19 protein-coding genes are annotated in these 24,544 nt (G+C 69.2%); 5 read left to right on the plus strand and 14 right to left on the minus strand.

The features are described 5' to 3' along the window. Positions 1-53: 53 nt before the first annotated feature. From ACI3KX_RS14080 to ACI3KX_RS14105, 6 genes are all read right to left on the minus strand, one after another. Positions 54-1,727 carry an extracellular solute-binding protein gene (locus ACI3KX_RS14080; RefSeq protein WP_404910129.1) on the minus strand — a complete coding sequence of 558 codons (1,674 nt, stop codon included), beginning with the start codon at positions 1,725-1,727 and terminating at the stop codon, positions 54-56. A 62-nt stretch (positions 1,728-1,789) separates the two neighbouring features. Then, positions 1,790-2,719: a carbohydrate ABC transporter permease gene (locus ACI3KX_RS14085; protein WP_363356621.1), complete on the minus strand. Its 930-nt coding sequence runs from the start codon at positions 2,717-2,719 to the stop codon at positions 1,790-1,792. Continuing rightward, on the minus strand, positions 2,713-3,741 hold the full coding sequence (locus ACI3KX_RS14090) for an ABC transporter permease subunit (RefSeq protein WP_349426125.1): 1,029 nt from the start codon (positions 3,739-3,741) through the stop codon (positions 2,713-2,715). Before ACI3KX_RS14090 ends, ACI3KX_RS14085 begins: the two co-directional genes overlap by 7 nt. 34 nt (positions 3,742-3,775) lie before the next feature. Then, the gene (locus tag ACI3KX_RS14095) at positions 3,776-4,837 is read right to left on the minus strand and encodes a Gfo/Idh/MocA family oxidoreductase (protein WP_363356620.1); all 1,062 of its coding nucleotides are present in this window, start codon (positions 4,835-4,837) and stop codon (positions 3,776-3,778) included. Next, a complete protein-coding gene (locus tag ACI3KX_RS14100) occupies positions 4,834-5,565 on the minus strand; it encodes a cupin domain-containing protein (RefSeq protein WP_404910130.1) in 732 nt (243 codons plus the stop codon). Before ACI3KX_RS14100 ends, ACI3KX_RS14095 begins: the two co-directional genes overlap by 4 nt. Then, positions 5,562-6,695: a Gfo/Idh/MocA family protein gene (locus ACI3KX_RS14105; protein WP_404910131.1), complete on the minus strand. Its 1,134-nt coding sequence runs from the start codon at positions 6,693-6,695 to the stop codon at positions 5,562-5,564. Before ACI3KX_RS14105 ends, ACI3KX_RS14100 begins: the two co-directional genes overlap by 4 nt. A gap of 101 nt (positions 6,696-6,796) precedes the next feature. Between ACI3KX_RS14105 and ACI3KX_RS14110 the strand changes: the two genes are divergently transcribed. Next, complete coding sequence (locus tag ACI3KX_RS14110; RefSeq protein WP_404910132.1) at positions 6,797-7,807, plus strand: LacI family DNA-binding transcriptional regulator; 1,011 nt, start codon at positions 6,797-6,799, stop codon at positions 7,805-7,807. 174 nt (positions 7,808-7,981) lie between these two features. On the opposite strand, the gene ACI3KX_RS14115 is transcribed toward ACI3KX_RS14110, so the two are convergent. The 5 genes from ACI3KX_RS14115 to ACI3KX_RS14135 are packed head-to-tail and all read right to left on the minus strand — an operon-like array spanning position 7,982 to position 14,733. Beyond that, positions 7,982-10,147 (minus strand): alpha-N-acetylglucosaminidase TIM-barrel domain-containing protein, encoded by a 2,166-nt coding sequence (locus tag ACI3KX_RS14115; RefSeq protein WP_404910133.1) that lies wholly within the window; start codon positions 10,145-10,147, stop codon positions 7,982-7,984. Further along, entirely contained in the window at positions 10,144-11,529 is a 1,386-nt protein-coding gene (locus ACI3KX_RS14120; RefSeq protein WP_404910134.1) for a Gfo/Idh/MocA family protein, read from the minus strand. Before ACI3KX_RS14120 ends, ACI3KX_RS14115 begins: the two co-directional genes overlap by 4 nt. After that, positions 11,526-12,374, minus strand: coding sequence for a carbohydrate ABC transporter permease (locus ACI3KX_RS14125; protein WP_363356609.1), 849 nt, complete (start codon positions 12,372-12,374; stop codon positions 11,526-11,528). Before ACI3KX_RS14125 ends, ACI3KX_RS14120 begins: the two co-directional genes overlap by 4 nt. A 17-nt stretch (positions 12,375-12,391) precedes the next feature. Continuing rightward, positions 12,392-13,351, minus strand: a complete 960-nt coding sequence (locus tag ACI3KX_RS14130) for a carbohydrate ABC transporter permease (protein WP_404910135.1) — start codon at positions 13,349-13,351, stop codon at positions 12,392-12,394. Continuing rightward, complete coding sequence (locus ACI3KX_RS14135; RefSeq protein ID WP_363356607.1) at positions 13,348-14,733, minus strand: extracellular solute-binding protein; 1,386 nt, start codon at positions 14,731-14,733, stop codon at positions 13,348-13,350. The genes ACI3KX_RS14130 and ACI3KX_RS14135 overlap by 4 nt, the downstream gene beginning before the upstream one ends. Before the next feature lie 173 nt (positions 14,734-14,906). On the opposite strand from ACI3KX_RS14135, the gene ACI3KX_RS14140 reads away from it, so the two are divergent. Then, the gene (locus ACI3KX_RS14140) at positions 14,907-15,887 is read left to right on the plus strand and encodes an Lrp/AsnC family transcriptional regulator (RefSeq protein ID WP_363356606.1); all 981 of its coding nucleotides are present in this window, start codon (positions 14,907-14,909) and stop codon (positions 15,885-15,887) included. Positions 15,888-15,929: 42 nt separating this feature from the next. Here the strand turns inward: ACI3KX_RS14140 and ACI3KX_RS14145 are convergent, their stop codons facing one another. Then, positions 15,930-18,149, minus strand: a complete 2,220-nt coding sequence (locus tag ACI3KX_RS14145; RefSeq protein ID WP_404910136.1) for a PQQ-binding-like beta-propeller repeat protein — start codon at positions 18,147-18,149, stop codon at positions 15,930-15,932. 328 nt (positions 18,150-18,477) lie between these two features. Here ACI3KX_RS14145 and ACI3KX_RS14150 point away from each other — a divergent pair, with 328 nt between their 5' ends. Next, a complete protein-coding gene (locus ACI3KX_RS14150; protein WP_404910137.1) occupies positions 18,478-19,809 on the plus strand; it encodes an alkaline phosphatase family protein in 1,332 nt (443 codons plus the stop codon). A 64-nt stretch (positions 19,810-19,873) separates the two neighbouring features. Here ACI3KX_RS14150 and ACI3KX_RS14155 read toward each other — a convergent pair whose 3' ends face one another. Both ACI3KX_RS14155 and ACI3KX_RS14160 read right to left on the minus strand, forming a co-directional pair. After that, entirely contained in the window at positions 19,874-20,671 is a 798-nt protein-coding gene (locus ACI3KX_RS14155) for a type II CAAX prenyl endopeptidase Rce1 family protein (RefSeq protein WP_404910138.1), read from the minus strand. 1 nt (position 20,672) lies between these two features. Further along, on the minus strand, positions 20,673-21,167 hold the full coding sequence (locus ACI3KX_RS14160; RefSeq protein WP_404910139.1) for a hypothetical protein: 495 nt from the start codon (positions 21,165-21,167) through the stop codon (positions 20,673-20,675). A gap of 260 nt (positions 21,168-21,427) precedes the next feature. Between ACI3KX_RS14160 and ACI3KX_RS14165 the strand changes: the two genes are divergently transcribed. Continuing rightward, on the plus strand, positions 21,428-23,680 hold the full coding sequence (locus ACI3KX_RS14165; RefSeq protein WP_404910156.1) for an ATP-binding protein: 2,253 nt from the start codon (positions 21,428-21,430) through the stop codon (positions 23,678-23,680). Positions 23,681-23,815: 135 nt separating this feature from the next. Then, positions 23,816-24,535 carry an alpha/beta hydrolase gene (locus tag ACI3KX_RS14170; RefSeq protein WP_404910140.1) on the plus strand — a complete coding sequence of 240 codons (720 nt, stop codon included), beginning with the start codon at positions 23,816-23,818 and terminating at the stop codon, positions 24,533-24,535. Positions 24,536-24,544: the final 9 nt, after the last annotated feature.

Raw genomic sequence — 24,544 nt, forward strand, 5'->3', positions numbered from 1 at the left:
CCGGGACGGCGGGCCGGCGGGCCGGCGGCGTGAGGCAGCCGGCCCGCCGGGCCTCACTCGGTGGATTCGCTCCGGCCGCGCTCGAGCGCGGTGTTGATCGTGTCGATGAGCTGGCTCGCGCCGAGGCTCTCCATCTCGCTGACGTACGCGTCCCAGTCGTCGATGGATCGCTGACCCGTGATGAACGACGCGGTCGCCGACTGCACCGCGTCAGTCAGCTGCGTCTGCAGGAGCGAGGTCTGCTCGAGTTCGATCTCGTTCAGAAGCGGAGCGGGTGCGGTCGGCAGCTGTTCCTTCGCGTCGAGCTGATCCTCGGTCCAGGCCGCGATCTCGTCGGTCATCATCGAGATCACGAGGTCGCGGGAAGACCCGTTGGCGAGCAGGAAGACGCCGTTGCTGTAGCCGAAGTCGGCATTGAGCAGCTTCGGTGCGCCCGCGTTGATCGAGCTCCAGGCGATGTCCTCGTTGAGCGTGCGTGTGCCATCCGCCTCACGGGTGAAGGTCTCGCCCTCGACGCCCCACTGGGCGAACTCGAGTCCCTCGTCGGAGTAGTAGAGCCAGTCGATGAACTGCAGCAGCGCCTTGAAGTACGGCTTCTCGGCCGCGTCGCTGCCGATGAGGAGACCCGAGGTGAAGCGCCCGCTCGCCATGTTGGAACCAGCGGGTCCCCCGGGAATCGAGATCAGGCGGATCTGCACATCACCATTGCCCGCGTCCGCGAGCTTCGTCCGGTATTCGGCGAGGGCCTGCGTGTTCCCCGAGATGGCGGCCGACCGTCCGGAGACGAACTTCTGAACCGCCTGGTCGTCGCTCTGCGTGATCTCTGGGTCGAGCACCCCGGCCGCCACCAGATCCGCGGCGTAGGAGACGACCTCCTTGTACTCGTCGGTCGCCCCCGTGAAGACGTACTCCCCGGCCTCCTCGTCGTACCAGGTGTTCGCATACCCCCATCCGGCAGCGATGCCGTAGTTCGGGGCCATGACGTTGAGCAGTGAGCCCAGGGGCTGCGAGTCGGTCCAGCGGTCCGACATCGCGTAGTCGATCTCGGGATTGGCCTCCTTGACCTGCTCGAGCTGCTCGAGATACTCGTCCCACGTCGCCGGGTCCTCGGTGATCCCGGCCTTCTCCCACAGGTCCTCGCGGATCACGACGGAGTACTGCACGTCCGGCGCCTCGCGCAGGCCGGGGAGGTGGTAGATCTTCCCGTCCGCCTGCCGGCGGTTGTCGAGATCTTCCTCGAGCCCCCAGTCCTCGATCTTCTGCGAGAAGTTCGGGAGGTAGTCGAAGTAGTCCGAGACGGGCAGCAGCGCGCCGCCCGACACGAACTGGGTCTCGCTGCCCGCGTAGCTCGACGAGATGATGTCGGTCGCCTCGCCGCTGCCGATGAGCAGGGCCTTTTTCTGGTCGTAGTCGGCCATCGGGATGTCGGTGCGCGAGAAGGTGACGTTCTGGTCCTCCGCGAGGTGCTGGAAGACCGACCAGTCGTCCTTGACCGGATAGTTCGGATGGTCGCGGTACATGAGCGAGAAATCGACGGGCTCGGTCGCCTGGAAGGTGACGTCGACGCCGAAGTCCTCCATGGCCCCCACAGAGTGGGCCTCGTCGATGGTTGCTCCGCCGTCATTCGCGACGGCCTCGTCGGTCGGGCTGTTCGAGCACGCGGCGAGCGCGACCGCGCAGACGGCGAGGCCTGCGAAGCCCGCGAGTGCCTTGCGGGTGATGGTCATGATTGTCTCCTGTTCTTGAACGTCTTCGTTCGGCGGGGATGGGATACGAGAGCGGCGCATCATCAGCCCTTGACGGACCCGAGCATCACGCCCGAGACGAAGTAGCGCTGGATGAAGGGGTAGAGGCAGATGATCGGAAGCACCGTGAGCAGCATCGTCACGGCCTGGATGTTGGACGCGATCTGGACGGCTTCGCCGCCGGTCGCCTCCTGCGTTCCCGTCGCCGCGGCGATGAGGTTGCGCAGGTAGACCGTCACGGGGAACTGCGTCTTGTCGTCCATGAAGAGGAACGCGCTGAACCACGAGTTCCAGAGGCTCACCGCATAGAAGAGGGTCATCGTCGCGATGACCGCCTTGGACAGCGGCAGCACGATGCGGAAGAAGATGCCGTACGTCGACAGCCCGTCGATCGCTGCCGCCTCTTCGAGATCCGTCGGAAAGTTCTCGAAGAACGACTTCATGACGAGCAGGTTGAAGACGCTCAGGGCACCCGGCACGACGATGGCCCAGATGCTGTTGCGCCAGCCGAGGTAGTTGGCGATGAGGATGTAGTTCGGGATCAGCCCGCCGCCGAAGAACATCGTGAAGACGGCGATGCCGATGAAGAATGCGCGCCCCTTGAGATACGGCTTGCTGAGCGCGTACGCATACGTCGTCGTCATCGCCATGGCGATGATCGTCCCGACGATCGTGTAGAGGAACGTGTTCGCGTAGTTCGTCCAGAACAGCTGATCGCTCAGCACGACGCGGAAGGTGTCGAGGTTGAACCCGCGCGGGATGAGGTTGACCTCACCGGCGGCGATGTAGCCCTCGGAAGAGAACGCCTTCGCGATCAGGTTGACGAACGGGTACAGCGTGACGGCGCAGACCAGCAGCAGGCAGATCACGTTGACGGCACGGAACACCTGGGTCCCGCGCGAGTCCCGGATGACTCCGGTCTCCTTTCGGACATGGGCGATGTCCGGCTTCTGGGGCAGGGATTCGGTCACCATAGCGAGGTTCCAACCATTCGACGGGAGAGGGCGTTCGCGCCAAGCACGAGCACCAGGCCGATGAGAGCCTCGAAGAGCCCGATGGCGGTGCCGTAGGAGAACTGGGCCGACTGGATGCCGACGCGGTACAGGTAGGTCGCGATGACGTCTGCCGTGGAGTAGATGAGCGGGTTCTGCAGCAACAGCACCTTCTCGAATCCGACGGACATGAACGTGCCGATGTTCAGGATGAGGAGCACCATCATCGTCGGCTGGATGCCGGGCAGCGTGATGTGCCAGGTCTGCTGCCACCGGTTGGCGCCGTCGATCCGCGCCGCCTCGTAGAGCTGGTCGTCGATCGTCGTGAGCGCCGCGAGGTAGAGGATCGTGCCCCAGCCGACGGTCTGCCAGACCTCGGAGGACACGTAGATCGCACGGAACCACTCGGGCCTCTGCATGAACGGCACGGGGTCGGCGCCGAGGGCCTCGACCACTTGGTTCACGGTTCCGTTGAGTGCCGTCAGCTGGAGCACGAGCCCCGCGACGATGACGACCGACATGAAGTGCGGCAGGTAGGAGATCGTCTGCGCGATGCGCTTGAAGCGCCGCGACCGCAGCTCGTTGAGCATGAGAGCCAGGATGATCGGCAGCGGGAACGTGATCAGCAGCGTGAGCGCTCCGAGGATCACGGTGTTCCAGAACACCGTCCAGAACTGCTGGTTCGAGATGAACGTCTCGAAGTAATAGAACCCCACCCATTCGTCTCCGAAGATCGACCCTCCGGGCCGGAATCGACGGAAGGCGATGATGTTGCCCAGCATCGGGACGTATTTGAAGACCAGCAGGAAGATCAGCGGTGCGATGAGGAAGGTGTAGAGCCGCCAGTCGCGGGCGAGAGCACGACGCCAGGACTGCTTCGCGCGAGGCGTGGGGTCCCCTCGGAAGCGCCGTCGCTTCGCCGGTGCGGTCGTGATCACCCGTGTCTCGTTGGCCGGCGGCGGATCGCCCACCAGCGACAGGGGTCGGTCAAGGGACTGTGTCATGAGAACTCCACATCGTCGTGGTTCAAATGGACTGTTACGGGGCGAGCACGAGCGCTTCGCCCTGCGCCTGGAGGCTGAGCTCTGCGGCCTTGAGTGCGTGGGCCTGGGTCATGGCGGTCTCGGTCCGGTCGATGCAGTCGCGGATGAGCTGCCCGAAGTAGGGGAATCCGGTCATGCCGTTCGCATTGAAGCGGTACTGGCCTTCCTGGTTGACGAGGATGACCTGGCCGCCGCCGTTGTCGGTCGTGATGTCGATGTACTTGCGCAGCTCGATGTAGCCGTCGGTCCCCAGCAGCAGCGTGCGCCCGTCGCCGAACACGCCCAGACCGTCGGGGGTGAACCAGTCGACGCGGACGTAGCCGGTCGTGCCGTTGTCGAGCACGACGTGCGCATCGCCGAAGTCCTGCAGCCCCGGGGTGTCGGAGTGGGCGTAGTTCGCGACCGTCGAGGTCGACACGCGTCCGTCGGTCGCGCCGGTGTAGAAGAGCATCTGCTCGAAGTTGTGGCTGCCGATGTCGCAGAGGATGCCGCCGTACTGTTCGGGATCGTAGAACCAGTCCGGCCGACCACCGCCGATGCGGTGCGGGCCGAAGCACACGACCTGCAGGACCGTGCCGATCGCGCCCCGCTCGACGAGCTGGCCGGCGAGGATCGCAGCCTCGGAGTGCACGCGCTCGCCGTAGTAGACCGCGTACTTGCGACCGGTGCGCGCCGTGGCCTCACGGACGGCCTCGAGCTGAGCGAACGTGGTCAGCGGCGCCTTGTCGACGAAGGCGTCCTTGCCCGCCTCGATCGCGCGAAGTCCGATCGGCGCACGCTCCGAGGCGATGGCCGCTGTCGCGATGAGGCGAACCTCGGGATCATCGAGCACCTCCTGCTCCGACGATGCGACGCGGGCAGTCGGGTACCGCTCGGTGAACCTCGCGACCCGGTCTGCGTCTTCATCGAACACCCACTTCACCACCGCCCCGGCGGCGATGAGGCCGTCGGTCATGCCGAAGATGTGCCCATGGTCGAGGCCGACGGCCGCGAAGACGAACTCACCGGGCGCGACGACCGGCTGCGGGAGGGGATCGAACGTGTACGGGTGGTTCATCGGGGACTCTCCTGAAGATCGGTGACGTCGTAGGCGCGGATACGGCCGCACATGCCGTAGCCGCGGTCGGCGGCGGGGGCAGGCGCCTCGTGAACCCGCGCATCGCGCAGGTGTGCGACATCGCCGCGCGCGATCGCCTCCGTGAGCGCGAACGACCGCTCGGCCTGGGCGAGCGGACGCTCGCGCACGAGCTGCCCCCACGCGGAGGCGCGGCGCGCGACGAGTGCGCCGGCCGCCGCGTAGAAGTCCTCGAGTGGCCCGCGATCACCGGCGGTGACAGCGTCGCGCAGGGCCCCGAACCCCGCCACCGCGAGATCGCGACGTCGTGGTGCGCGCTCCGCACGACTCTCCGCCTCCCCGAGCGACGCGGCCGCCGCGTACGCGTCGGGGTCGGCCACGACGTCGGCGGGGAAGGTCATCACCGCGTCGCCGGCCTCGGGCAGGCCCGCGTTGCTCATCAGCACAATGACCTTGAGCCCTCCGCGGTTCACGGCTCGGTGGATCGTGCCGGGCGTGAACCACACGACCGATCCCGCTTCGAGCTCGGTCTCGTGGAAGCCCTCGCCGTCGATCGTCTGCAGTGCGCCGCGCCCCTCGACGACGACGTAGGCCTCGGTCGAGACCAGGTGCATGTGCGGACTTCCACCGCACACGCCGTCGGCGGCGGCATCCGCGTAGATGTCGAGGTGTGACAGCGATGTGCCGCCCGGAAACGACGAGGCGCTCATGACGCGCCCGCCTCGACAAGGGAGGTCTGCTTCTCGGAGAAGTGCGGCGCATGCGCGACGAGCTGACCCGCTCGGTAGTAGGGGTCGTCCGCCTTGAGAGGCAGCGACACGAACGTGCGCTCGATGCCCGCCTTGTAGATCGCCGTGACGACCTCGATCGCGTTGCGGCCATCCCTCCCGTCCGCGATCGGCGCACTGCCGTAGCGGATGGCGGCGAGCATGTCGCCGATCTGGCCCTCGTGTCCGCGGTGGCGCAGCGGCTCGCGCTCCGCGACGACGGCCTCGATGGCCGCGACGAGCTCGGGATCACCGCCCTTCGCCGGGAATCCTCCGCCGTCGGCTCGATCGGCGACGACCTTCCACGGCTGCGAGACGCGGGCGTTCTCGCCCTGGATGACGATCTCCTGCTCTTCGCCGTGATGCACCACCGAGCTCGTCAGCTGCGCCAGGCCCCGCCCGTATCGGAACACCGCCACCGAGAGATCCTCGACTTCGCTGTTGTCGTGCTGCGCGTTCGCGAGCATCGCCGTGATCTCAGTCGGGCTGCCCAGGAGCCAGAGGAGCAGGTCGATGTGGTGAATGGCGTGGTTGAGGGTGCTGCCTCCGCCTTCCTTCTCCCATGTGCCGCGCCACCACAGGTCGTAGTACGGCAGGCCGCGCCACCAGGCGGAGTCCACGCGCACGTGAGAGATCGAGCCGAGGAGCCCCGAATCGACGACGCTCTTGAGGGTCGCGAGGTCGTCGCGGAAGCGATTCTGCGCGACGACGGACAGCACCTTGCCCGAACGCTCCTGCGCGGCGAGCATCGCATCGCACTCCTCGAGGGAGGGGGCCATCGGCTTCTCCACGAGGACGTTCACGCCCCCGTCCAGCGCGGCGATCGAGAGCTGCGCATGCGACGAGGGCGGCGTCGCAATGCTCACGAGGTCGAGGCGTGCCTCCGCGATCATCCGCAGCGGGTCGTCATAGCCGACCGCGCCCGTCAGGCCGAACACCTCCGCTTTCGCGGCCGCCTTGCCCGGCATGACATCGGCGAGCGCGACGATCTCGCACTGCCCGGGGAACGCCAGATACCCACTGATGTGGGCGCTCGCGATACTGCCGGTGCCGATGATTCCGATTCTGAGCATTGCTTCCTCGCAAGTTCTTACTACGTATTACTAAGACGTAGTAGATAGTATGGAGGACACGTCCGCACGGTCAAGTACTTTTTCCGGGCAGGATGTCGGAGATGGGGTATGAAGGCATGGGCAGACGCCCGACCAGTCACGATGTCGCCCGTCACGCGGGCGTCTCGCAGTCGACGGTGTCGTTCGTCTTCACGGGACGCAGCGGCATCTCGGCCGCGACGCGGGAGCGCGTGCTCGCGGCGGCCGCGGAGCTCAACTACCGCCCGAACCTGGCCGCGCGTTCCATGCGGACCCAGCGGACAGGACGGCTGGCGGTCGTCATCCCCGTCTCCGGCCTGAACCTGTTCCCGGTCCTCGAGGGGGCTGCATCGACGGCCCGCGACGCCGGCTACGTCGTCGAGGTGATCAGCCTGTCGTCCTCACCCGAGGAGCGCGCGGACGACCTCGCCTCTGTCGTCGAGTCAGGCGAGTACGAGGGCATCCTCTCATTCACTCCGATGCGAGCGCCGCGCCAGACCTCGACGGAATCGGCGCCGGTTCTTCTCTCGCTCTCCGAATTCGATGAGAACATGCACGCCACCGGCGCCTTCAGCGATGCCCGCCCCGTCGCCGAGATGATGGAGAGACTCGCGGAGATGGGGCACCGCAGGTTCCTGCACATCGCAGGACCGCCCGACTACCCGGCCGCGGTGGCACGCCGAGACGCGTACCTTGCGACGGTCGATCGACTCGGCGTCGAATCTCTCGGGGTCGTCGGCGGGAACTGGAGCGGCGCGACGGCGAACGAGTGTGTTCAGGCGCTTCCCGACGACACACCGCCGCTGGCGGTCATCGCAGCCAACGACGTCCTCGCCGCCGGAGCAATCCGCGGCGCGATCACACGCGGGTGGACGGTTCCCGGGGATGTGAGCGTGACCGGCTGGGACGATCTCACCATGAGCGCCCACTTCATCCCCTCGCTCACGACCGTGTTCCAGGATCGCCAGCGCCTCGGCGCCCACTCGATGCAGCGCCTTCTCGCCGCCATCCGTGGAACTGAGCCGCCCACGCAGGACGACGCCCTGCAGAAGGTCGTGTGGCGCGAGTCCGTCGCGCCACCTAGGGCTCGGTGAGCCGAGCCGGGGACGGGGACCCCACCCAGAGAGGCATGGGGTTTGAACTGACAGGGAGTGCCGCCCGGCGAACTCGCGCAAATGAAGGAAGTCCCGGCCTTCTCGTGATCATGCCGAACTCGCGGGCCTTCTCAGCTGTCGGCGACAGTGCATGTGAAACCCCGCCCACCGCGCTCAGACGCCGAGCCGGTCCAGCGTCGCCGCCGCGATCGCGAGCGGGGCGGCCGAGGACTCGTCCTCACTGCCGGTCGTGGTGCGCCATGACTCCTCGATCCGCACGATCTGCCGCTGCAGCACCGTGTCGTCGGGCGGAGTTCCGCCCTCGACGGCGTCGGCGAGCCAGTCGGTCCACGCCGCCCAGCGCGGCAGATACAGGTCTCGCACGAGACCTGACCAGTGGCGGCCGGAGTAGTCGTGCAGGCCGCTCGACTGGTGGCCCCACACCGACACCAGGCTGCGTGCGTCGCGCTCCATGATGTCGGCTTCGCGGGAGCTGTCGCCCCACGAGCGGGCCGCGGCGATCCAGGTCGACACGCGGGACTCCGGGCGGGTGGCGACGAGGTCGTCGAGGGCGATCAGATCCCCCTGCAGCCGGTCGGCGTGCGCGCGCAGGGCATGAGCGTCACGGGCCGCGTACCCGGCGAGCACGCCCCGGATGTGCTGTCTCAGCTGCTGCGCCAGGATGTGCCCGGTCAGCTCGACGACATCGCGTTCGAGTGCGTCGCGGTGGACCGCGCGGTCATCCAGCCCGATGAGCAGCCTCGCGGCATGCGCGATGTCGGGCAGGTCTCCGAGCACGGCGGGGTCGTTCTCGGCATCGATGTTGGCCGACATGCGCGTCGGCTCGGCGGGAAGCGCCTCTCCGGCCAGGCGCTGCGTCGCGAACGGCGCGGATTCCGTCCACGGGCGCGCGATCACCGGCGAGGGTATCGAGCGGGTCCGGCCAGGAGCGTACAGCGTCGCGGCGAGGAGCCGCCAGGCTTCCCGGGCCGCGGGGTCGTCGACGCCGTACCGCTGCGTCGCGAACGCCGGGATCCACTCGTCGACGTCGATCGGACGCCAGACGGCATCGGCTGCCGCCTCGTAGAACACCGTGTTGTTCTCGATCGCCTCGGGAGCCAGACCCACGCCTTCCAGTCCGTCGGGCCGCAGCGCGGCCAGCTCCGCGACGTCGCCGACCAGGCCGCGCACATCCCCGAAGAGCGCGAAGCGCCCGCCGAAGTTGTGGACGGCTGTCCAGATCCAACGTCGTCCGTGCATGCCGTCGCGCCACATCGGGGCATGCTCGCCCCAGAGATCGATGAGCACGAGCCGGTCCCGGGGGACGCCGGACAGATACGCCGCGATCCGCTCCGGCGACCAGAATCCGCGGTGGTAGTGGAACGGCCACCCCTGCAGCAGCCACGTCGCCTGAGGATGGACCGACGCCAGCGCCCCGTGCACCCCTGCGCCGCTCCGGGCCAGCTCGTCCAGCTCTCCGGAGGGCGGCAGAGATTCGATGTACGGATCGACGGCGAACCACGGCTGCGCGCCCGGGTCGCCGAGCAGGTCGCGCTGCGCCTCGAGGAACGTGCGCACGAACCGCGCGTAGGCCGCAGAGCCGGGCTCGAGCACCGGCGTCCGCCACCCCTGCCACTGGATCTCGGCGGCATCCGCACCGGCGAGCGACGACGGCACATGCCCACCCGTGACCGGCAGCACGGGCGTCATCCCCAGCTCACCGACGCGGACGAGAATGCGCCGGGCGAGTTCCACACGGCGCTCCGCCCACATCGCCGGCAGGGGGCCTCCGAAATCGTGCATGCCCCCCATCGACATCCACGGGATGGATGCGGCACCGCCGACCCACGCGCGCGCCTCGTCGGCGTCCACCCCCGACCGCCGCAGCGCCTCGCAGAGGACGACCTCGTACGCCGTGAGCACGAGCGGGTGGGTGACGCCGTGCAGCGCCATCCAGTCCAGCTCGCGCTCCCAGCGGGGCCAGTCCCAGTACGCGGTCGAGTAGCCGTGTGTCACGACGTTCAAGTGATAGCGGATGCCGAACCCCGTCGTCTGCGCCGTCTCGGGCGAGTCGGGCCACACCGTCCACGCGGGTGCGATCGCGGGAGACTCCCATGTGATGCGCTGTCCGTGCGATTGCAGATAGCGGGCGAACGCGCTCGCCGTCGCGACGAGGTCGGTTCCGCGCAGGGTGAGGACGCCGTCGTGCGCCTCGAAGGAGGCGGCGGCCGCGGCATCCGTCTCCCCCACCGGCAGCAGCGCGACCTGCACGCGCGACGCGTCGCCGCCCACTCGCTCGATCAGCCTCCGCAGGGACGCTGCGAAGTGCGGCTCGGTCATGACGAAAGGTCTCCTTCTGCGTTCTGAAGGAGACTGAGGCTCGACGACCATGCGGCGAAGTCGATCGGACGCCCCGTGAGGCGGGATTCCTCGGCGGCGAAAGCCATGAGGTGGCTGTCGAGCGCGGTCGCGAACGAGAGCTCACCCTCGCCGACGGTTCCGGCGCCGAGGGCGTCGACGAACTCCGCCATGAGCCCCGCGTCACCACCGGCGTGACCCGCGTGGTCGCCGAGATCGGCATTGGGCATGACGACGCGCAGCGTGTGTCGTTCGTGGCCCATCGGCGGCTTGAGCTGCAGTTCGTGCGCGGCCGGAGAAAGATCGTCCGGAAGCGTGGCGGTCGGCGAGAACAGGTCGACGACGACTTCACCGCTCTCCATGTGGCCCGTCAGCTGGCCCGCGGAGCCGGTGATCGCGACGTTGCGCGTGTTCTCCGCGGTGAACGCGGACGCGGTGAGCGTTGCGGTCAGCCCTCCGGGGAACATCATTGTCGTCTGCTGGTGATCGGCCACGTCGTTGTCGCTGCGGTACACGCAGCGACCGTAATCGCCGGTGCGCAGAGCCGCCAGGCGACCGGACGGTGACGTGTCGGCGCCGAGCAGATGGACGGGGTGCCCCGAGACCTCGGCGAGCGCGTCGACGTAGTACCGCGGTGCGAAGAACGGGCAGCTGTCGGCGACAGGGCATCCGTCGAGGCAGAAGCGCGGGGCACCGGGCGGAGCGTTCTCTTCGCGGAACCACGACAGCTCGCCGATGCTGTACACGCTCTCGGGCGGAGCGCCCGCGATCCAGCGGATGAGGTCGAGGTCGTGAGAGGTCTTGGTCAGCACCATCGCGCCGGCGTGCTCGGCGCTGCGCCAGTTGCCGCGCACGTACGAGTGCGCGAAGTGCCAGAAGCCGATGTTCTCGCGCACCTCCAACGTCATCGGCCGGCCGATCGCGCCGGAGTCCACGATGCGTTTGACGGTGCGCCAGAACGGTGTGAACCGCAGCACGTGACCGACAGCCAGCCGCGATGACGCCACGGCGGCGTGCCGGGCCAGCCGCTCGAGCTCGGGCAGGCTCGGCGCCGCCGGCTTCTCGAGCAGGAACGGCACGCCCGCATCCGCCACCGCGATGGCGACGTCGACGTGCAGGGCATCCGGGACGGCGATGACCACGCCGTCGGCACGGAGCGCGTGCAGGTCGGCCACGACGTCCCGCCAGTCGCCGTACTGGGCCGCGCCGCCGGCCTCCGCAGCGAGCGCCTCCCTGCGGGGGGCGGACACGTCGGACACGGCGATCAGGTGCGCCCGCTCCGGGTGCTCGACGATCCACCGCCCGTAGGCGTCACGACCTCGCCCTCCCGCGCCGATCACCACGATGCGCTGGGCCCGCGTCATTTCTCCGCTCCCGCCGTCAGGCCCTCGACCAGATAGCGCTGGGCGACGAAGAACAGCACGATGACCGGGGCGGTGACGGCGAGGGAGCCGGCCAGCAGCACCGTCACCGGCACGTTGAAATCGGCCAGCTGCGAGATGCCCAGGGGCGCCGTCCAGAGGTCACGGTCCTGGACCAGGAACAGCAGCGCGTAGAAGTACTCGTTCCACGCGATCATGAACACGTAGATGGCGGTCGCCACCACGCCCGGCAGCGCGATCGGGAGCACGACGCTGCGGAGCATCTGCGGCAGCGAGGCGCCGTCGACGATCGCCGCTTCCTCGACGCTCTCGGGCAGGGCCTGGAAGTAGTTGCGCAGCATGTAGATCGCCACCGGGACGGTGGCGGCGACGTAGACGAGGAACAGCCCGATGAGCGAACCGGTCAGTCCCGCCTTCGCGAGGAGGACGAACAGCGGCACCGACAGGACGATCCCCGGGAAGAGGTAGACGCCGAGGATGATCCCGTTCACGGCGCCACGACCGCGATAGCGCAGCCGCGCTGCGGCGTATGCGCCGAGGATCGACACCAGGATCGCCAGCACGACGGTGCCCGCGGCGACCAGGAGCGAGTTGATCACGAATCGCCCGAGCCCGAAGCCGCCCTGGGCCGGATCGAGCATCGCGGTCGTGTACCCCGAGAAGTCGAGCTCGTCCAGCGTCGGGATCAGGTCCAGCGGCGCCTGGACGATCGACGAGAAGGGGCGCACCGACAGCACGACGCCGTACAGGACGGGACCGAGCGCGAAGATCAGAGCGAGCGCGATGATCGCGACGCGACCTGCATTGGCCAGGGGATGCGGCGCCATCGGGGATCGGCGGCGGGTCATTCGAGGTCGACCTTTCTGCGCGAGAGCGCCACGTAGACGGCCAGCAACGAGATGAGCACGACCGACATCAGCAGGCCGTACGCGGCTGCGCTGCCGATGTCGGCTCGGGTGACGAGCTCGGTGTAGACCTTGAGCGCCATGACCTGCGTGCCGCCCGCACCTTCGGTGAGGAGGTAGATCTCGCTGAAGCTCTGAAAGGTCCAGATGAACCGGAGCAGGCAGAGCAGCAGGATGACCCCCTTCAGCTGCGGCAACACGATGCGACCGGTGATCTGGATTCCGTTCGCCCCGTCCAGCGCCGCGGCCTCCTCGATACTGGGCGAGACGCCCTGCAGCCGTGCCGTGATGAACAGGAAGGACAGCGGGGCGGAGGTCCAGATCTCGAACGCCACGACCACCAGGAGCGACAACGGGATCGGGATGCCCCATATCTCGGTCGTGGAGGTGTTCAGGAACCCGATGGAACTCTCCCACCCGAGGACCTCGCGGCCGAATGCGTTGACCACGCCGTACTGCGGGTTGAGCATCGTCTGCCAGATCGTGACCGCGGCGATCACGGGCAGGACGTAGGGCACGAGCACGAGCGCCCGCACCAGCCCGCGACCGCGGAACGGCCGCCGCAGCGCCAGTGCCAGCACGAGGCCCAGCCCCACCGACCCGATCATGGTGAGCGAGGCGTAGAGCACCGTCGTTCCCAGCGCCCGCCAGAAGGCCGGATTGCCCAGCGCACGCTGGAAGTTCTCGAGAGACCATTCGATCGGCTCCGTGCCCAGCTTCGGGATGTCGACGAGGCGGATCTCGCTGAAGGCGAAGACCACGACCAGCGCCAGCGGCAGGATCGAAGCGAGGAGGATGACGACGAAGGTCGGAGCGGTCAGGAGCAGGCCGTTGCGGTTGTCCCGCTGGGAGCGGCTGCGTGGCCGCCCCCAGCGGTGGCGGATGGCTCCGGTACTCACAAGCCCGCCTGTACCTCCTCGACGGCCGCCTTCATGGCTGCTGTCACCTCGGCGGCGGGCACCCCGTTGTAGAGCTGCTCGATCTGTCCGGACAGCACGCCCTGGCTGGACACCAGGCCGGCGAGGGTCGCGTCAGGCGTTCCCATGCCCCACAGGTAGACGGAATTGATGCCGTCGCGGATCTCGCCCACGAACTCCTCACCGTACAGCTCGACGGATGTCATCTCCTGCCCCGGGCCGATGCCCAGTCCGCCCCACGCCTCGATGAACTCCGTCGGGTCGTCTGCGGAGCCGTTGCGCAGCGGGATGCGGCCTTCCGTCGCGACGGCGAGCGTGTCGACGTAGCCGGTGCTCATCACGTACTCGATGTACTGCTGCGCGGCGTCGGTATCGGCACCCGCGGGGATCCCGTAGCCAAGGATGGCACCGTACTGCGCCGGGTCGTCCTCACCGAGCACGGTCACGAACTCGGTGTTGTCGGCGAGGAACGTCGGCTGATCCGCGCACTCCGGGCACGTCGCCGGCGTCGCCTCGTCGAGGCCCGCCAGCTCGTCCAGGATGTGCGTGGAGAACAGCAGCATCGCGGCATCGCCGTTCATGTACGCGGCGCGAGCGCTGGTGACATCGAAATCGCCGGCCACCGAGGAGTCACGCAGCCTCAGGAACTGCTCGGCCGCGTCGGTGCACGCATCCGAGTCGATCGTCACCTCGCCGTCGACGACCAGCTCGCACCCGGCGCTCTGGAAGATCGACTGGATGCCCTCGGTCGCCGAGGCGGTGCCGGCCTGCGTGCCGAACGCGAGGCCGGTGATCCCGAGATTCTCCTTGACGGCGGTCGCGGCATCCGCGAGCTCCTCGACATTCGTCGGGACATCGACGCCCGCCTGCTCCAGCAGGTCGCTGCGGTAGGCGATGAGGTGCGTCCAGCCGTCGCTGGGGACGGCGGCGATCTGATCGTCGATCGTCACGGCCTCGATCGCGTGCTCGTTGAAAGTCTCCACGCCGAGCGCGTCGACCGTGGCGGCGGCCGCCTCCGCATCCAGCAGACCCTGCGACGTCCACGCGCCGGTCTGGCTCGACGAATGCAGGATGACGTCGGGGACGTCACCGGTCGCCGATCCGGTGACGAGCGCCTGGTCCTGATCGGCGGCGGCCATGGGCACGACCTCGACCTCGATTCCGGTCTCCTCCGTGAATGCGGCGGCGACCGCCTCCTGAGCGGCGAGGCGCTCGGGGGTCGCCTGGGGCGTCCAGAAGACCACGCTGCCGCCGTCCCCCTCGGAGCCGGTGTCATCTGTGCCGGCGGAGCAGCCGGCCAGGAGGCCGAACGCTGCCACCACCGCGAGCGGAGCTGCGAGCCGTTGTGCTCGGATCCGGGTCATGTGCATCACTCCTCTTGTCTTGGCGACGAGCGCCGGAATGGGGCGAGGCGCCGTGTCCATGCTGCGCCGATGGTGCGATCTTTCCGCCGAACGAGCAATGTCGATGAGATGCAGTGACAGAATGCAAGAAAGCACCCCTACAGACGCTACCTCTGAAACGTAAGGTGCACATCGTGGACGATCTCGACCGACGCATCACCGGCGCGCTCCTCGCCTGCCCTCGCGCGAGCAATGCGCAGATCAGCGAGGCCGTCTTCACCTCCGAGGCCACGGTGTCCCGACGCGTAGCCCGTCTCGTGCGGGATGGCACCGTGCGCGTCACCGGTGTGCTCGACGGCGAGGCGACGGGGCGGTCGCGCTCATTGTTCGTGCGGCTGCGCTGCCGCCCGGGGTCGGCGCACCGCTCCGCGCAGCGCCTCGCGACGTGGCCGGAGTGCGGGTCCGTGAAGCTCGTCACCGGCAGCGTGGACTGCATCGCCGAGATCAGCTACACCTCCAACGATCACCTCCTGGCGCTCACCCTCGAGCAGCTCCCGGCGCTCGACGGCGTGATGGCCGTGTGGAGCAATCAGGTCATCCGGCGGTTCGCGACCCCGCACAGCTGGCTGCCGGAGCTGCTGCCCGCCGACATCGTTCAGCAGCTGCGATCTCAGCGCCTCGACCCGTGGACCGATCCCCTTCCGGATCGACGCGTCAAGACGGACGCCCTCGACGAACGCATCGCGGCCGCGTTGTCGGAGGACGGCCGGGTGGGATGGCAGCGGCTCGGTGAGGTGTGCGAGGCGAGCCCGGTGACGGTGCGACGGCGGGCCGAGTCGATGATGGCCTCGGGCGCGCTGCGGATGCGGGCCGTCGTCGAGCCCGAGCGCATCGGGCTGCCGGTGAACGCGTTCGTCGCCCTGAGCGTGAACCCGACGCAGCTGAGCCGAGCGGGCGAGCTGCTGGCGGAGCATCCTGCCACGCTCATGATCGCCGCGACCACCGGTGATCGGAACCTGTGCGGCGAGGTCGCCATCGCGTCGGACGCGGCCCTGTACGGCTTCATCTCCGACACGATCGGCGGCCTGCCCGGGCTCCAGCACGCCGATGTCGCGGTGGCACTGCACTCGCTGAAGCGGGCCGGGCGCGCGCGGGAGCTCGCATCCGCCCGGTGACCGCCGCGTGACAGCGTCCAGCGGTGGCCGGCCGGGACGACCTCAGATCGTCAGCCCGCGCAGCACCCCATCCTGCGCCGCGACCACGAGCTGTCCGCCGACGATGACCGGGGTCGAGAAGGTGTTCGCAGTGAACAGCTGCCGATCGACCACCACTGCTGCCTTCACGGGGTCGATCGCAGCCAGCAGCCCGCCGACCGAGACGAGCCACATCGTGCCGGTGCGGGGATCGATGACCGGCCCGGCGTTGACCACCCTCGGCACCGCCTGAGCGCTCCACCGCGTGCCGCCCGACGCGGGATCGACCACCGACACCACACCCCACTCGGTGGTGAGCAGGAGGCTGCCGTCGCCGAGCGTCAGGGCCGGCGCGAACATGTGGCTACCCGGCACCCGCCACAACTCCGCCCCGGTCGCGGGGTCGACCGCGATGGCGTCGGTGACCGTGCTGAAGAGCACCGCACCTCCCGGCAGCACCTCCACCCAGTCGTCCCACGGCCCGTAGATGAGCTGACGATAGGCGTCGGGCCGTTCATTGGTGAGGAACGACCACAGCTGCGCTCCCGTCGCGAGGTCGTACGCGTACCCGCGCCCGTCGCCCGCGCCGACGTACACCCGCACTCCATCCGACGCGGCCCGCCCCGCCGTGCGCACCGGCACGTCCGCTTCCCACAGCGTCGCCCCTGTCACATCGAGGCACCGCAGCCGGTCCTCGGCTGCGACGAGGACGCGATCGGCACCGGAAGCGGTGGACCGCACCACGGCCGGCGTGGACATCACGGGCTTGTCGAAGGTGCTCGTCCACTGGACGGCGCCGGTCCGTGCATCCAGGGCCGTGAGTCGGTGGTCGGCGCCGGGCAGGCAGACGAGGCTGCCGTCGGTCGTGAACGCCGCACCCCGATGCATCGGTCCGAGGTCGCGCGTCCAGCGTCGTCGGTGCGCAGAAGCTCCGGCCACGTCCACAGCCACGACCCGTCCGGAGGTCGACCCGGCGACGACCGTTCCGCCGAAGGCCGCAAGCGCACCCTGGAGCTGTCCGCCGACGGCGAGCTCCCAGGCCGCTCGGGCACCGCTGGGCCGATCGATGGCGACCTGGACGGTGTCGTGGCGGCGCACCCCTGCGCCGTCGGTGGCGCGCAGCTGCACGCGATGTGCGCCCGGAGCCAGCATGCTCGCATCCAGCGACCCGTGCCACGACGAGCCTCGCGCCGCGAGCGCGGTCCACACCCCGTCGTCGACGGTGCCGAAGACGGACTGAGGGTGCACGCGCACGTCGACGGCGACCGCGTCACGCCCGGCGACGGCCGTGAGGTCGATCGCGCCCTCGCGCACACGCACTCCGGAGCGGATCGGCTCCGCACCGCCGGGCGGCGCCTCGAGCGGGATCTCGGTGAGCGGGGCGACCGTCGGGGCGTCGGCATCCGTCGCGCCCAGCGACACCTGCTCGACGGCCAGCACCCGGCCCTGCGGCGAATCGCGCGCCGTGACGCGCAGGTAGAAGGGTCCGCTGCGCGTGGCCACCGAGGCGACCTGCGTGAGCCCGTTGAATCGGTCGATCTCGCTGCGATGGATGTGCCCCGCGAAGATGCCGCGCACATCGAACGGCGCGATGGTGCGCAGCAGCTCGTCGGTGTCGTTCACGAAGTAGTTGCGGCCGGCGATCGGGTAGTGCAGGAACATCACGGAAGGGATGCCGCGAGCGGCGCTCAGATCATCCCGCAAGGCAGCGAGATCATCGCCGAACAGTCCGGGCTCCTGCAGCGCCTGCGTCGGATCCAGGGCGACGAAGTGCACACCGCCGGCATCGAAGCTGTAGCTGGTCGGACCGAACCACCGCTGGAAGCGCTCGCGGGCGCTCGTATCCCAGCGGATCTCATGGTTGCCCGGCGCGTGACGCAGCCGGTCCCACAGACCCGGCGGAATGGCGTCGCGATAGGCGCCGAACTCGGCGTCGCTGCCGTAGTCCGTGATGTCGCCGCAGTGCAGCACGAACTGGGGCTGCTCGGCCTCGACGGCGGCGAAGACACGCCGCAGGTTGTCCAGCCGCACGATCTCCTCGTCGTTCGCATGGGTGTCGGTGAGCACGACGAAGCGGAGCTCGCCCGCATCCGCCGCGCGTGGCGCCCCCACCGCGGCGCCCGGCCACGGCCCCCAGGCCGCGCCGCCCAGCCCGACCCCGAGCCCGATCGCCGAGAGCCCGAGGAATCCGCGCCGGCTGAGAGCCGTCTCGCCGTGCCCGCTGCTGTTCGTCTGGTCCGTCATCCTCGCTCCTCCGGTCGTCGGGCGTCCTGACCAGTACCCAACCGGCCGGCGGCCGACGGCACCGAGCGCCGTCGCGCGAAATGCGAGGGATCGACATCCGCGGGGACGGTGGCGCAAGAAACCGGCGATGCGGACCGTGCGACGGCGCCGCGTCGCGTCGGCCTCTGCCGCCACCACCTTGCGGAATCACGCACGTGCGCTGACCCGATGGCCGATTCCTTGCACGACATCGCCGAAGTGTTGCTCGCATCCGACGGCACGGCCAGCGTCGGGAGGGCCGGGGCAAGGCCCCGGGTGCACCCGTGTGAACCGTGAGAGAGAGTTGACGATGCGACCTTCGAAGCAGATCCGCCGCCTGTCCGCCCTTGCCGCCGCCGGCCTCGTCGCCGTGACGCTCGGCGTCGCCGCGCCCGCCGCCGCCGCCGCGGGCGGCCACCCGGCTCCGGCAGCCGAGGCGGGTGACAGACCCGGCGCCTCCGTCCCGGCCGAGCACGTCGTGTTCATCGCCCTGGACGGCTTCGACATCGACTATCTCGACGACGCCGAGCTTCCGAACCTGAGCGCACTAGCAGGGCGGGGAAGCCTGAGCGTCTCAACGGGCGTCATGAGCTCCATCACGAATCCGTCGTGGTCGTCGGTGGCGACAGGCGCGTGGCCCGAGACGCACCGCAACACCGCCTACTGGTTCGACGCGTCGACAGGGACAGCGCGCGGTCAGCAGCGCGATCTCGCCGTCCCCACCATCGCCCAGGCGATCCGTGACCAGGGCGGCACCGTGATGTCGGCCCAGTGGTTCATCGTGCAGAACTACGGGGTCACCTTCGGCGACCCCGAGGGCCTCTACACGCAGCCGGGCGGGGACTGCGCCCGTCGCACCGACGACGCGGTCGCCGTCATCAGCGGCCAGCCGGTGATGAGCAGCGGCACGGCGGTGCAGACGCCGGGCGTGCCCGACCTGATCGCGGTCTACTGCGATCGGCTGGACGCGCTCGGGCATGCCGAGGGCGATCAGGCCGAGGGGATGGCGGCCGCCCTGGCCGACATCGACGTGCAGATCGGGCGGCTGGTGCAGGCGACGAAGGACGCCGGCATCTACGGTCGCACCGCGTTCGTGGTGACCGGAGACCACGGTATGGAGACGTTCACCGATGGCATGCGCGACGAGCTGCTCGCGGCGATCTCCGCGGCGGGATACGACGCCGAGATGCTCTCTGCCGGGCAGTCACCGCAGCCCGGAACGGACGCGGTCATCGTCGTCGGCGGCGTCGGCTCGCTGCACCTCGTGGGCGACGCCGCGGACGACCCCGCGGCTGCCGGGGCGATCGAGGCCGCGGTCACCGCGCTTCCCCACGTCGCTGCCGTCTACGACAAGCAGGAGCAGCAGGCCATGCACATGTCCCCGAACTACGGCGAGCTCATCATCGAGCCGGCGGAGGGATGGAGCCTCGGCGCGGCGCCCGCTGATCCCGCCGGCGTCCACGGCATGACGCGCGTCATGGAGGTGCCGCTGGTGCTGGCGGGAGCGGGTGTGCGTCCTCACGCCGCGCCCCACGACCCGCGTCACATCGACATCGCTCCGACGATCGCCGCGCTGCTCGGGTTCGATGGACCGTCCGGCGCCGACGGACGCGTTCTGACGGAGTCGATCCGGATGCCGTGAGCGGCCGTCCGCCAGGCGCGGCGCAGCCGCCCGAAGGTGCGGATCTTCTCTCGCCGTCAGCGCGTCATCCGGAGATCTGCAGGATGGAGATGGCCGCCTGCAGGTCGAGGAGGAAGTGCACGACGATCAGGTACGGCATCAGGCGGGGTCGTTTCCAGAGCGACCACGCCAGCACCAACGCGAACCCGAGGAACATCGATGCCCGCCATCCGATGAACGACAGGTCGAAGATCAGCGGCAGCGTGGCGTGCTGGAGGGAGAGGAACACCGCCGGGATGAGGACGGCTGCCGCGGCCGAGCCCGTCCGCGCACCGAGCCTGCGCTGGACATATCCGAAGTAGAGCGGGAGTTCGGTGAGGGCGACCGACACCGGGAACAAGGCAACCGCCAGCACCGCCGCCCACGTGGGCAACGGCTGGATCAGGAGCGCATTCGCGGTGGTCGGCTCGGTGAAGAAGATCGGTGCCAGAAGGATGCTGGCACCGACGGCGATGCCTCCTCCGACGAACGCGACGGCGAGGGCGAGCAGGACGTCTTTCGCAACCCCTGGGCGCACCGGTCGATAGAACGCGGTCAGCGAGAAGCCCTCCACCCTGGCCCGCCACCGCAGGAAGACGAACGTCACCACACTCGTCGCCGTTGCGGTGAGCGGCCACCAAGCCGCCGACGCCGACCACGGCTCGGGAACACCACCGGCGAACAGAACCACGGCGACGATCGCTTGAAAGACCGCGAACAGGACCAGCCGCATCGTGAGCGCGACCGTGAGCAGCCGCCCACTGGGGCTCATTGAGCTCTCGGCTGCCACACCCGCTGCTGACATGCCGGCGGGCGGCACCATCGGATCGTCGGGAGAGACCATGTCACGGTACGGTCGGGGCGGCGCGCAACGGCTGACGGGGCAGCCACGCGACGACGCCGAGCAGGGCCAGGACGAGGATGATCTGAACCCCTCCTGTCGCGAAGTAGAGGACCTGCAGGAACGAACCCCCGCCGATCATGATGGTCTCCACGAAGATCCAGATGAGCATGACGAATCCGGCGACTGCAGCCCACAGCAGGGACGCTTCTCGGCGAGCGAGCAGCAGCCCGCCCGCGAGAACCTGGCTGCCGCCGACGACCACCGCCAGGATCACCGCCGGCCATGTGAATGACGTGAACGGTCCCGACGCGAGAAACGACATGGGCATTCCCAGGCCGTCCGTGACGAAGACCGCGATCCCCCCGGCGATCGCCGAGAGCGCGTTGAACCCGGTGACGACGACCAGCGCCCAGAACACGAGTGACCGCAGCAGCCCGGTGCGCAGATGGACACGGCCACGATGTTCGACGTTCGTGCGGTCAACCGTATGAGTCATGTTCCGTTCCCCCCGCTATCCGCCGTCTGCTCGAGAGATCGCCGCAGATCGTCGGTCCGTCTCGATCCAGTCGACAACGTGACACGTGACGGGGGCAGGCCGAACGTCCCATGGACTTGCGTGTGTCATTCGTTCCGCCGTCGAGTGTCGCCAGACGGCGACGGTCGTCTGATACCCGGAACGGGCCCCGGAAACACTGCGATAATCGACCCGCCCGAGTGCACCTGCGCCCGTGGTGGGCGAGGACGCCTGGAGTCGTGATGATCAGAGAGCCGCGAAGCGCGTTCGTCGGTCGCCATCGCGAGCTGGAGGCTCTCGAATCTCTCCTCGATGCGTCTTCTCTGGTCACGCTGACGGGCGTCGGCGGTACCGGCAAGACCCGGCTCGCGATGCGCGTGGCGAACAGCTATGCGGAGCGCGAGGGCATCGACTGCTGGTTCGTCCCACTCGAGTCCGTGCAGGACCCGCTGCGTCTTCCCCTCGCGGTGGTGCGCGCCCTTCCGCTCGCCGACCAGTCGGCGCGCGATCCGCTCGAAGTCATCGTCGACGCGCTCCGCAGCACGCCCGCGATCCTCGTCGTCGACAACTGCGAGCAGATCATCGATGCCGCCGCGTCGTTCATCGACGAACTGCTGCTCGCTCTCCCGCAGCTCACGGTGCTCGCTACGAGCCGTCGCCCACTCGAGCTCGACGGCGAACTGGTCTACCCGGTGCCTCCGCTGTCGATGGTGGCCCCCTCGGACGGGCGGTCCGAGGCGGTGTCGCTCCTGGTCGCCCGAGCGCGTGCCGCCGACGCCGCCTTCGAACTCGGGGTGGCGGACGCGGAAGCCGCGGCCGACCTGTGCCGATCCCTCGACGGGCTGCCGCTCGCGATCGAGCTCGCGGCGACACGGCTGCGGACGCTCTCGATCGCGGAGCTCGCGAGCGGGCTGTCCTCCCGGTTCACTCTCCTGCGCGGCGGCTCCCGCAGCACCGTCGGGCGCCAGCGCACCCTCCGTGCGGTGGTCGACTGGAGCTACGAGCTGTGCTCGCCCGAACAGCGCGAGCTCTGGTGCGGGCTCGCGGTGTTCTCCGGCACGTTCGATCTCGGGGCCGCTGCCGCAGTCGGCGGGTACACCATCGACGCCATCGTCGATCCCCTCGACGACCTCGTCGCGCAGTCCGTCGTCGAGGCGGATCACGAGACTGGTCGGTTCCGGATGCTCGAGACGATCCGCGGCTACGGGAGGGAGCGCGCCGAGGAGGAGGGGCGGTCGCCCTCGCTGACCCGCCGTCACCTCGACCACTTCGCCGCCCTCGCCGCGAGTTCCCGCGTCGATTGGTACGGGCCACGCCAGACCGCCGTCCTCGCGCAACTGCGCGCGGACCGGGCCGAGCTGCAGTCGGCTCTCACCATGGCCACCGCGATCGACACCGACGCCGCCCTCGCCCTGTTCTCCGACCTGCGCTACCACTGGGCGGTCGGCGGGTTCCTCCCCGAGGGACGCGGCTGGGCGACGCGCGTACTCACCCTGCCGGGAGGATCGGCGGCGCACCGCGTTCCCGCTCTCATCAACGCGGCCTGGCTGTGCCTGCTGCAGGGCGATCTCGACGAAGCGGCGGCGCGACTCGACGAGGCGGACGGCCAGTTGCCGGGCGCCTCGTTCACGGCGGACGGAGCCGCCACGATGCGCGTCGAGATCCACCGCTGGCGCGGGACGCATGCGATGTTCTCCGGTCGGCCGCAGGATGCCGTGGGCGAGTTCGAGGCATCCATCCGTGCCGCTCGGGAGTGCGATCATCCCGAAGAGGCGCTCCTCGCCCAGTTCCAGCTGACCACGGCGCTCAGCCATCTCCGCGAGCCCGGGGCGGACCGTGCCGCCAGGGACGCGCTCTCGTATGCCGAGTCCGTGGGCGAGAGCTGGATGCGCGCGCACGCGCTGTGGTCGCTCGGGCTCGCCGCGTTCGTCGAGCGTGATCTGGATGCCGCCGAGCGGTTCGCGCGGGAAGCCCTCGTGACGGATCGCGGCTTCGATGACCCCGTAGGCGAGTGCCTCATGCTCGAAGTGCTCAGCTGGGTCGCCGCAGAGCGCGGTCTGGCCGATCGCGCGGCGATCCTCCTGGGAGCGACCGATGCCCGCTGGCGGCTCATCGGGTCGGCGATCACCGTCCACGGACCGCAGCTCGCAGCGCATCACGATCGGTGCGTCGCTGAACTCCGGCAGCGGCTCGGTCGCCAGCGCCACGACAAGCTCGCCGATGCGGGCGGACACCTCGACCCCGACGAGGTGTCCGCGTTCGCGCTCGAACCGAAGACCACGGTCGCTGGCGGGCTCAGCGCGCGGGAGCGCGAAGTGGCGATGCGCATCCACCGCGGGATGAGCAACCGGGACATCGCCGCGGAACTCGTGCTCTCGGTGCGGACCGTCGACACCCACGTGCAGCGCATCCTCGGCAAGCTCGGCTTCTCGTCGCGCGCCCAGATCGCGGCCTGGTACGAGGCGATGTTCGCCTCGGCGCCGCCGATTACGTAGTCCTACGGATACCGGAGCCGGGCGTGCGCGCGCACCCTAGGGGAACGACACCGACGTCGATCCAGCAGATGCGCACCGTCGGGCATCGCGACAGCGAACTCGTGCGCAGCTCCTCCGAAAGGCAGAGAACTTCCGATGACCGCGAACAATCGCCCCCGAATCATCCTCGTCCACGGCGCGTGGGTGGGCTCGTGGGAATTCGACCCGCTCGTGCAGATCCTTCGTGAGCGCGGGTGGCAGGTCGATGCGCTCGATCTGCCCTCGACGGGGAGCACCGAGAGCATGCTCCAGGATGCCGCGGCGATCACCGCCGCGATCGATCGCGCCGGCGGGCCGGTCGTGCTCGTCGGGCACTCCTACGGCGGCGTGCCCGTCACCGAGGCGGGCGATCATCCCGCGGTCGAGCGCATCGTCTACGTCGCGGCTTTCGCCCTCGACGCCGGTGAGAGCGTCATCACCTCGATGGGCGGCGCCCTCCCCGGAGTGTGGGGCATCTCCGACGACCAGCTGACGATGGGCCGCAGCCGGGAGGAGCGCGTGGCCATGATCGCCGCGGACATGCCCCCGGGAGTTCCCCGCGAGGCATCCGAGCAGCTCGCCGACCTGTTCCGGCCGCAGTCGCTCGCCTCCTTCAGCGACCAGGTCTCCCACGTCGCGTGGCGGGTGAAGCACGCGACCTACGTCCTCACCGAGAACGACGGCGTCGTCCCGCCTGCCTTCCAGGAGTCGCTCGCCGTACGCAGCAGTGCCGAGATCGTCCGCATCCCGCACGGTCACGCACCGTTCCAGGAGGACCCCGCCGGCTTCGCGGACCTGCTCGAGCGCGTCGCGACCCCGGCGTCGGTCGCGACCTGAGCACACATC

This window comes from Microbacterium sp. ZW CA_36, from assembly GCF_044987475.1.
Taxonomy (GTDB): Bacteria; Actinomycetota; Actinomycetes; order Actinomycetales; family Microbacteriaceae; genus Microbacterium.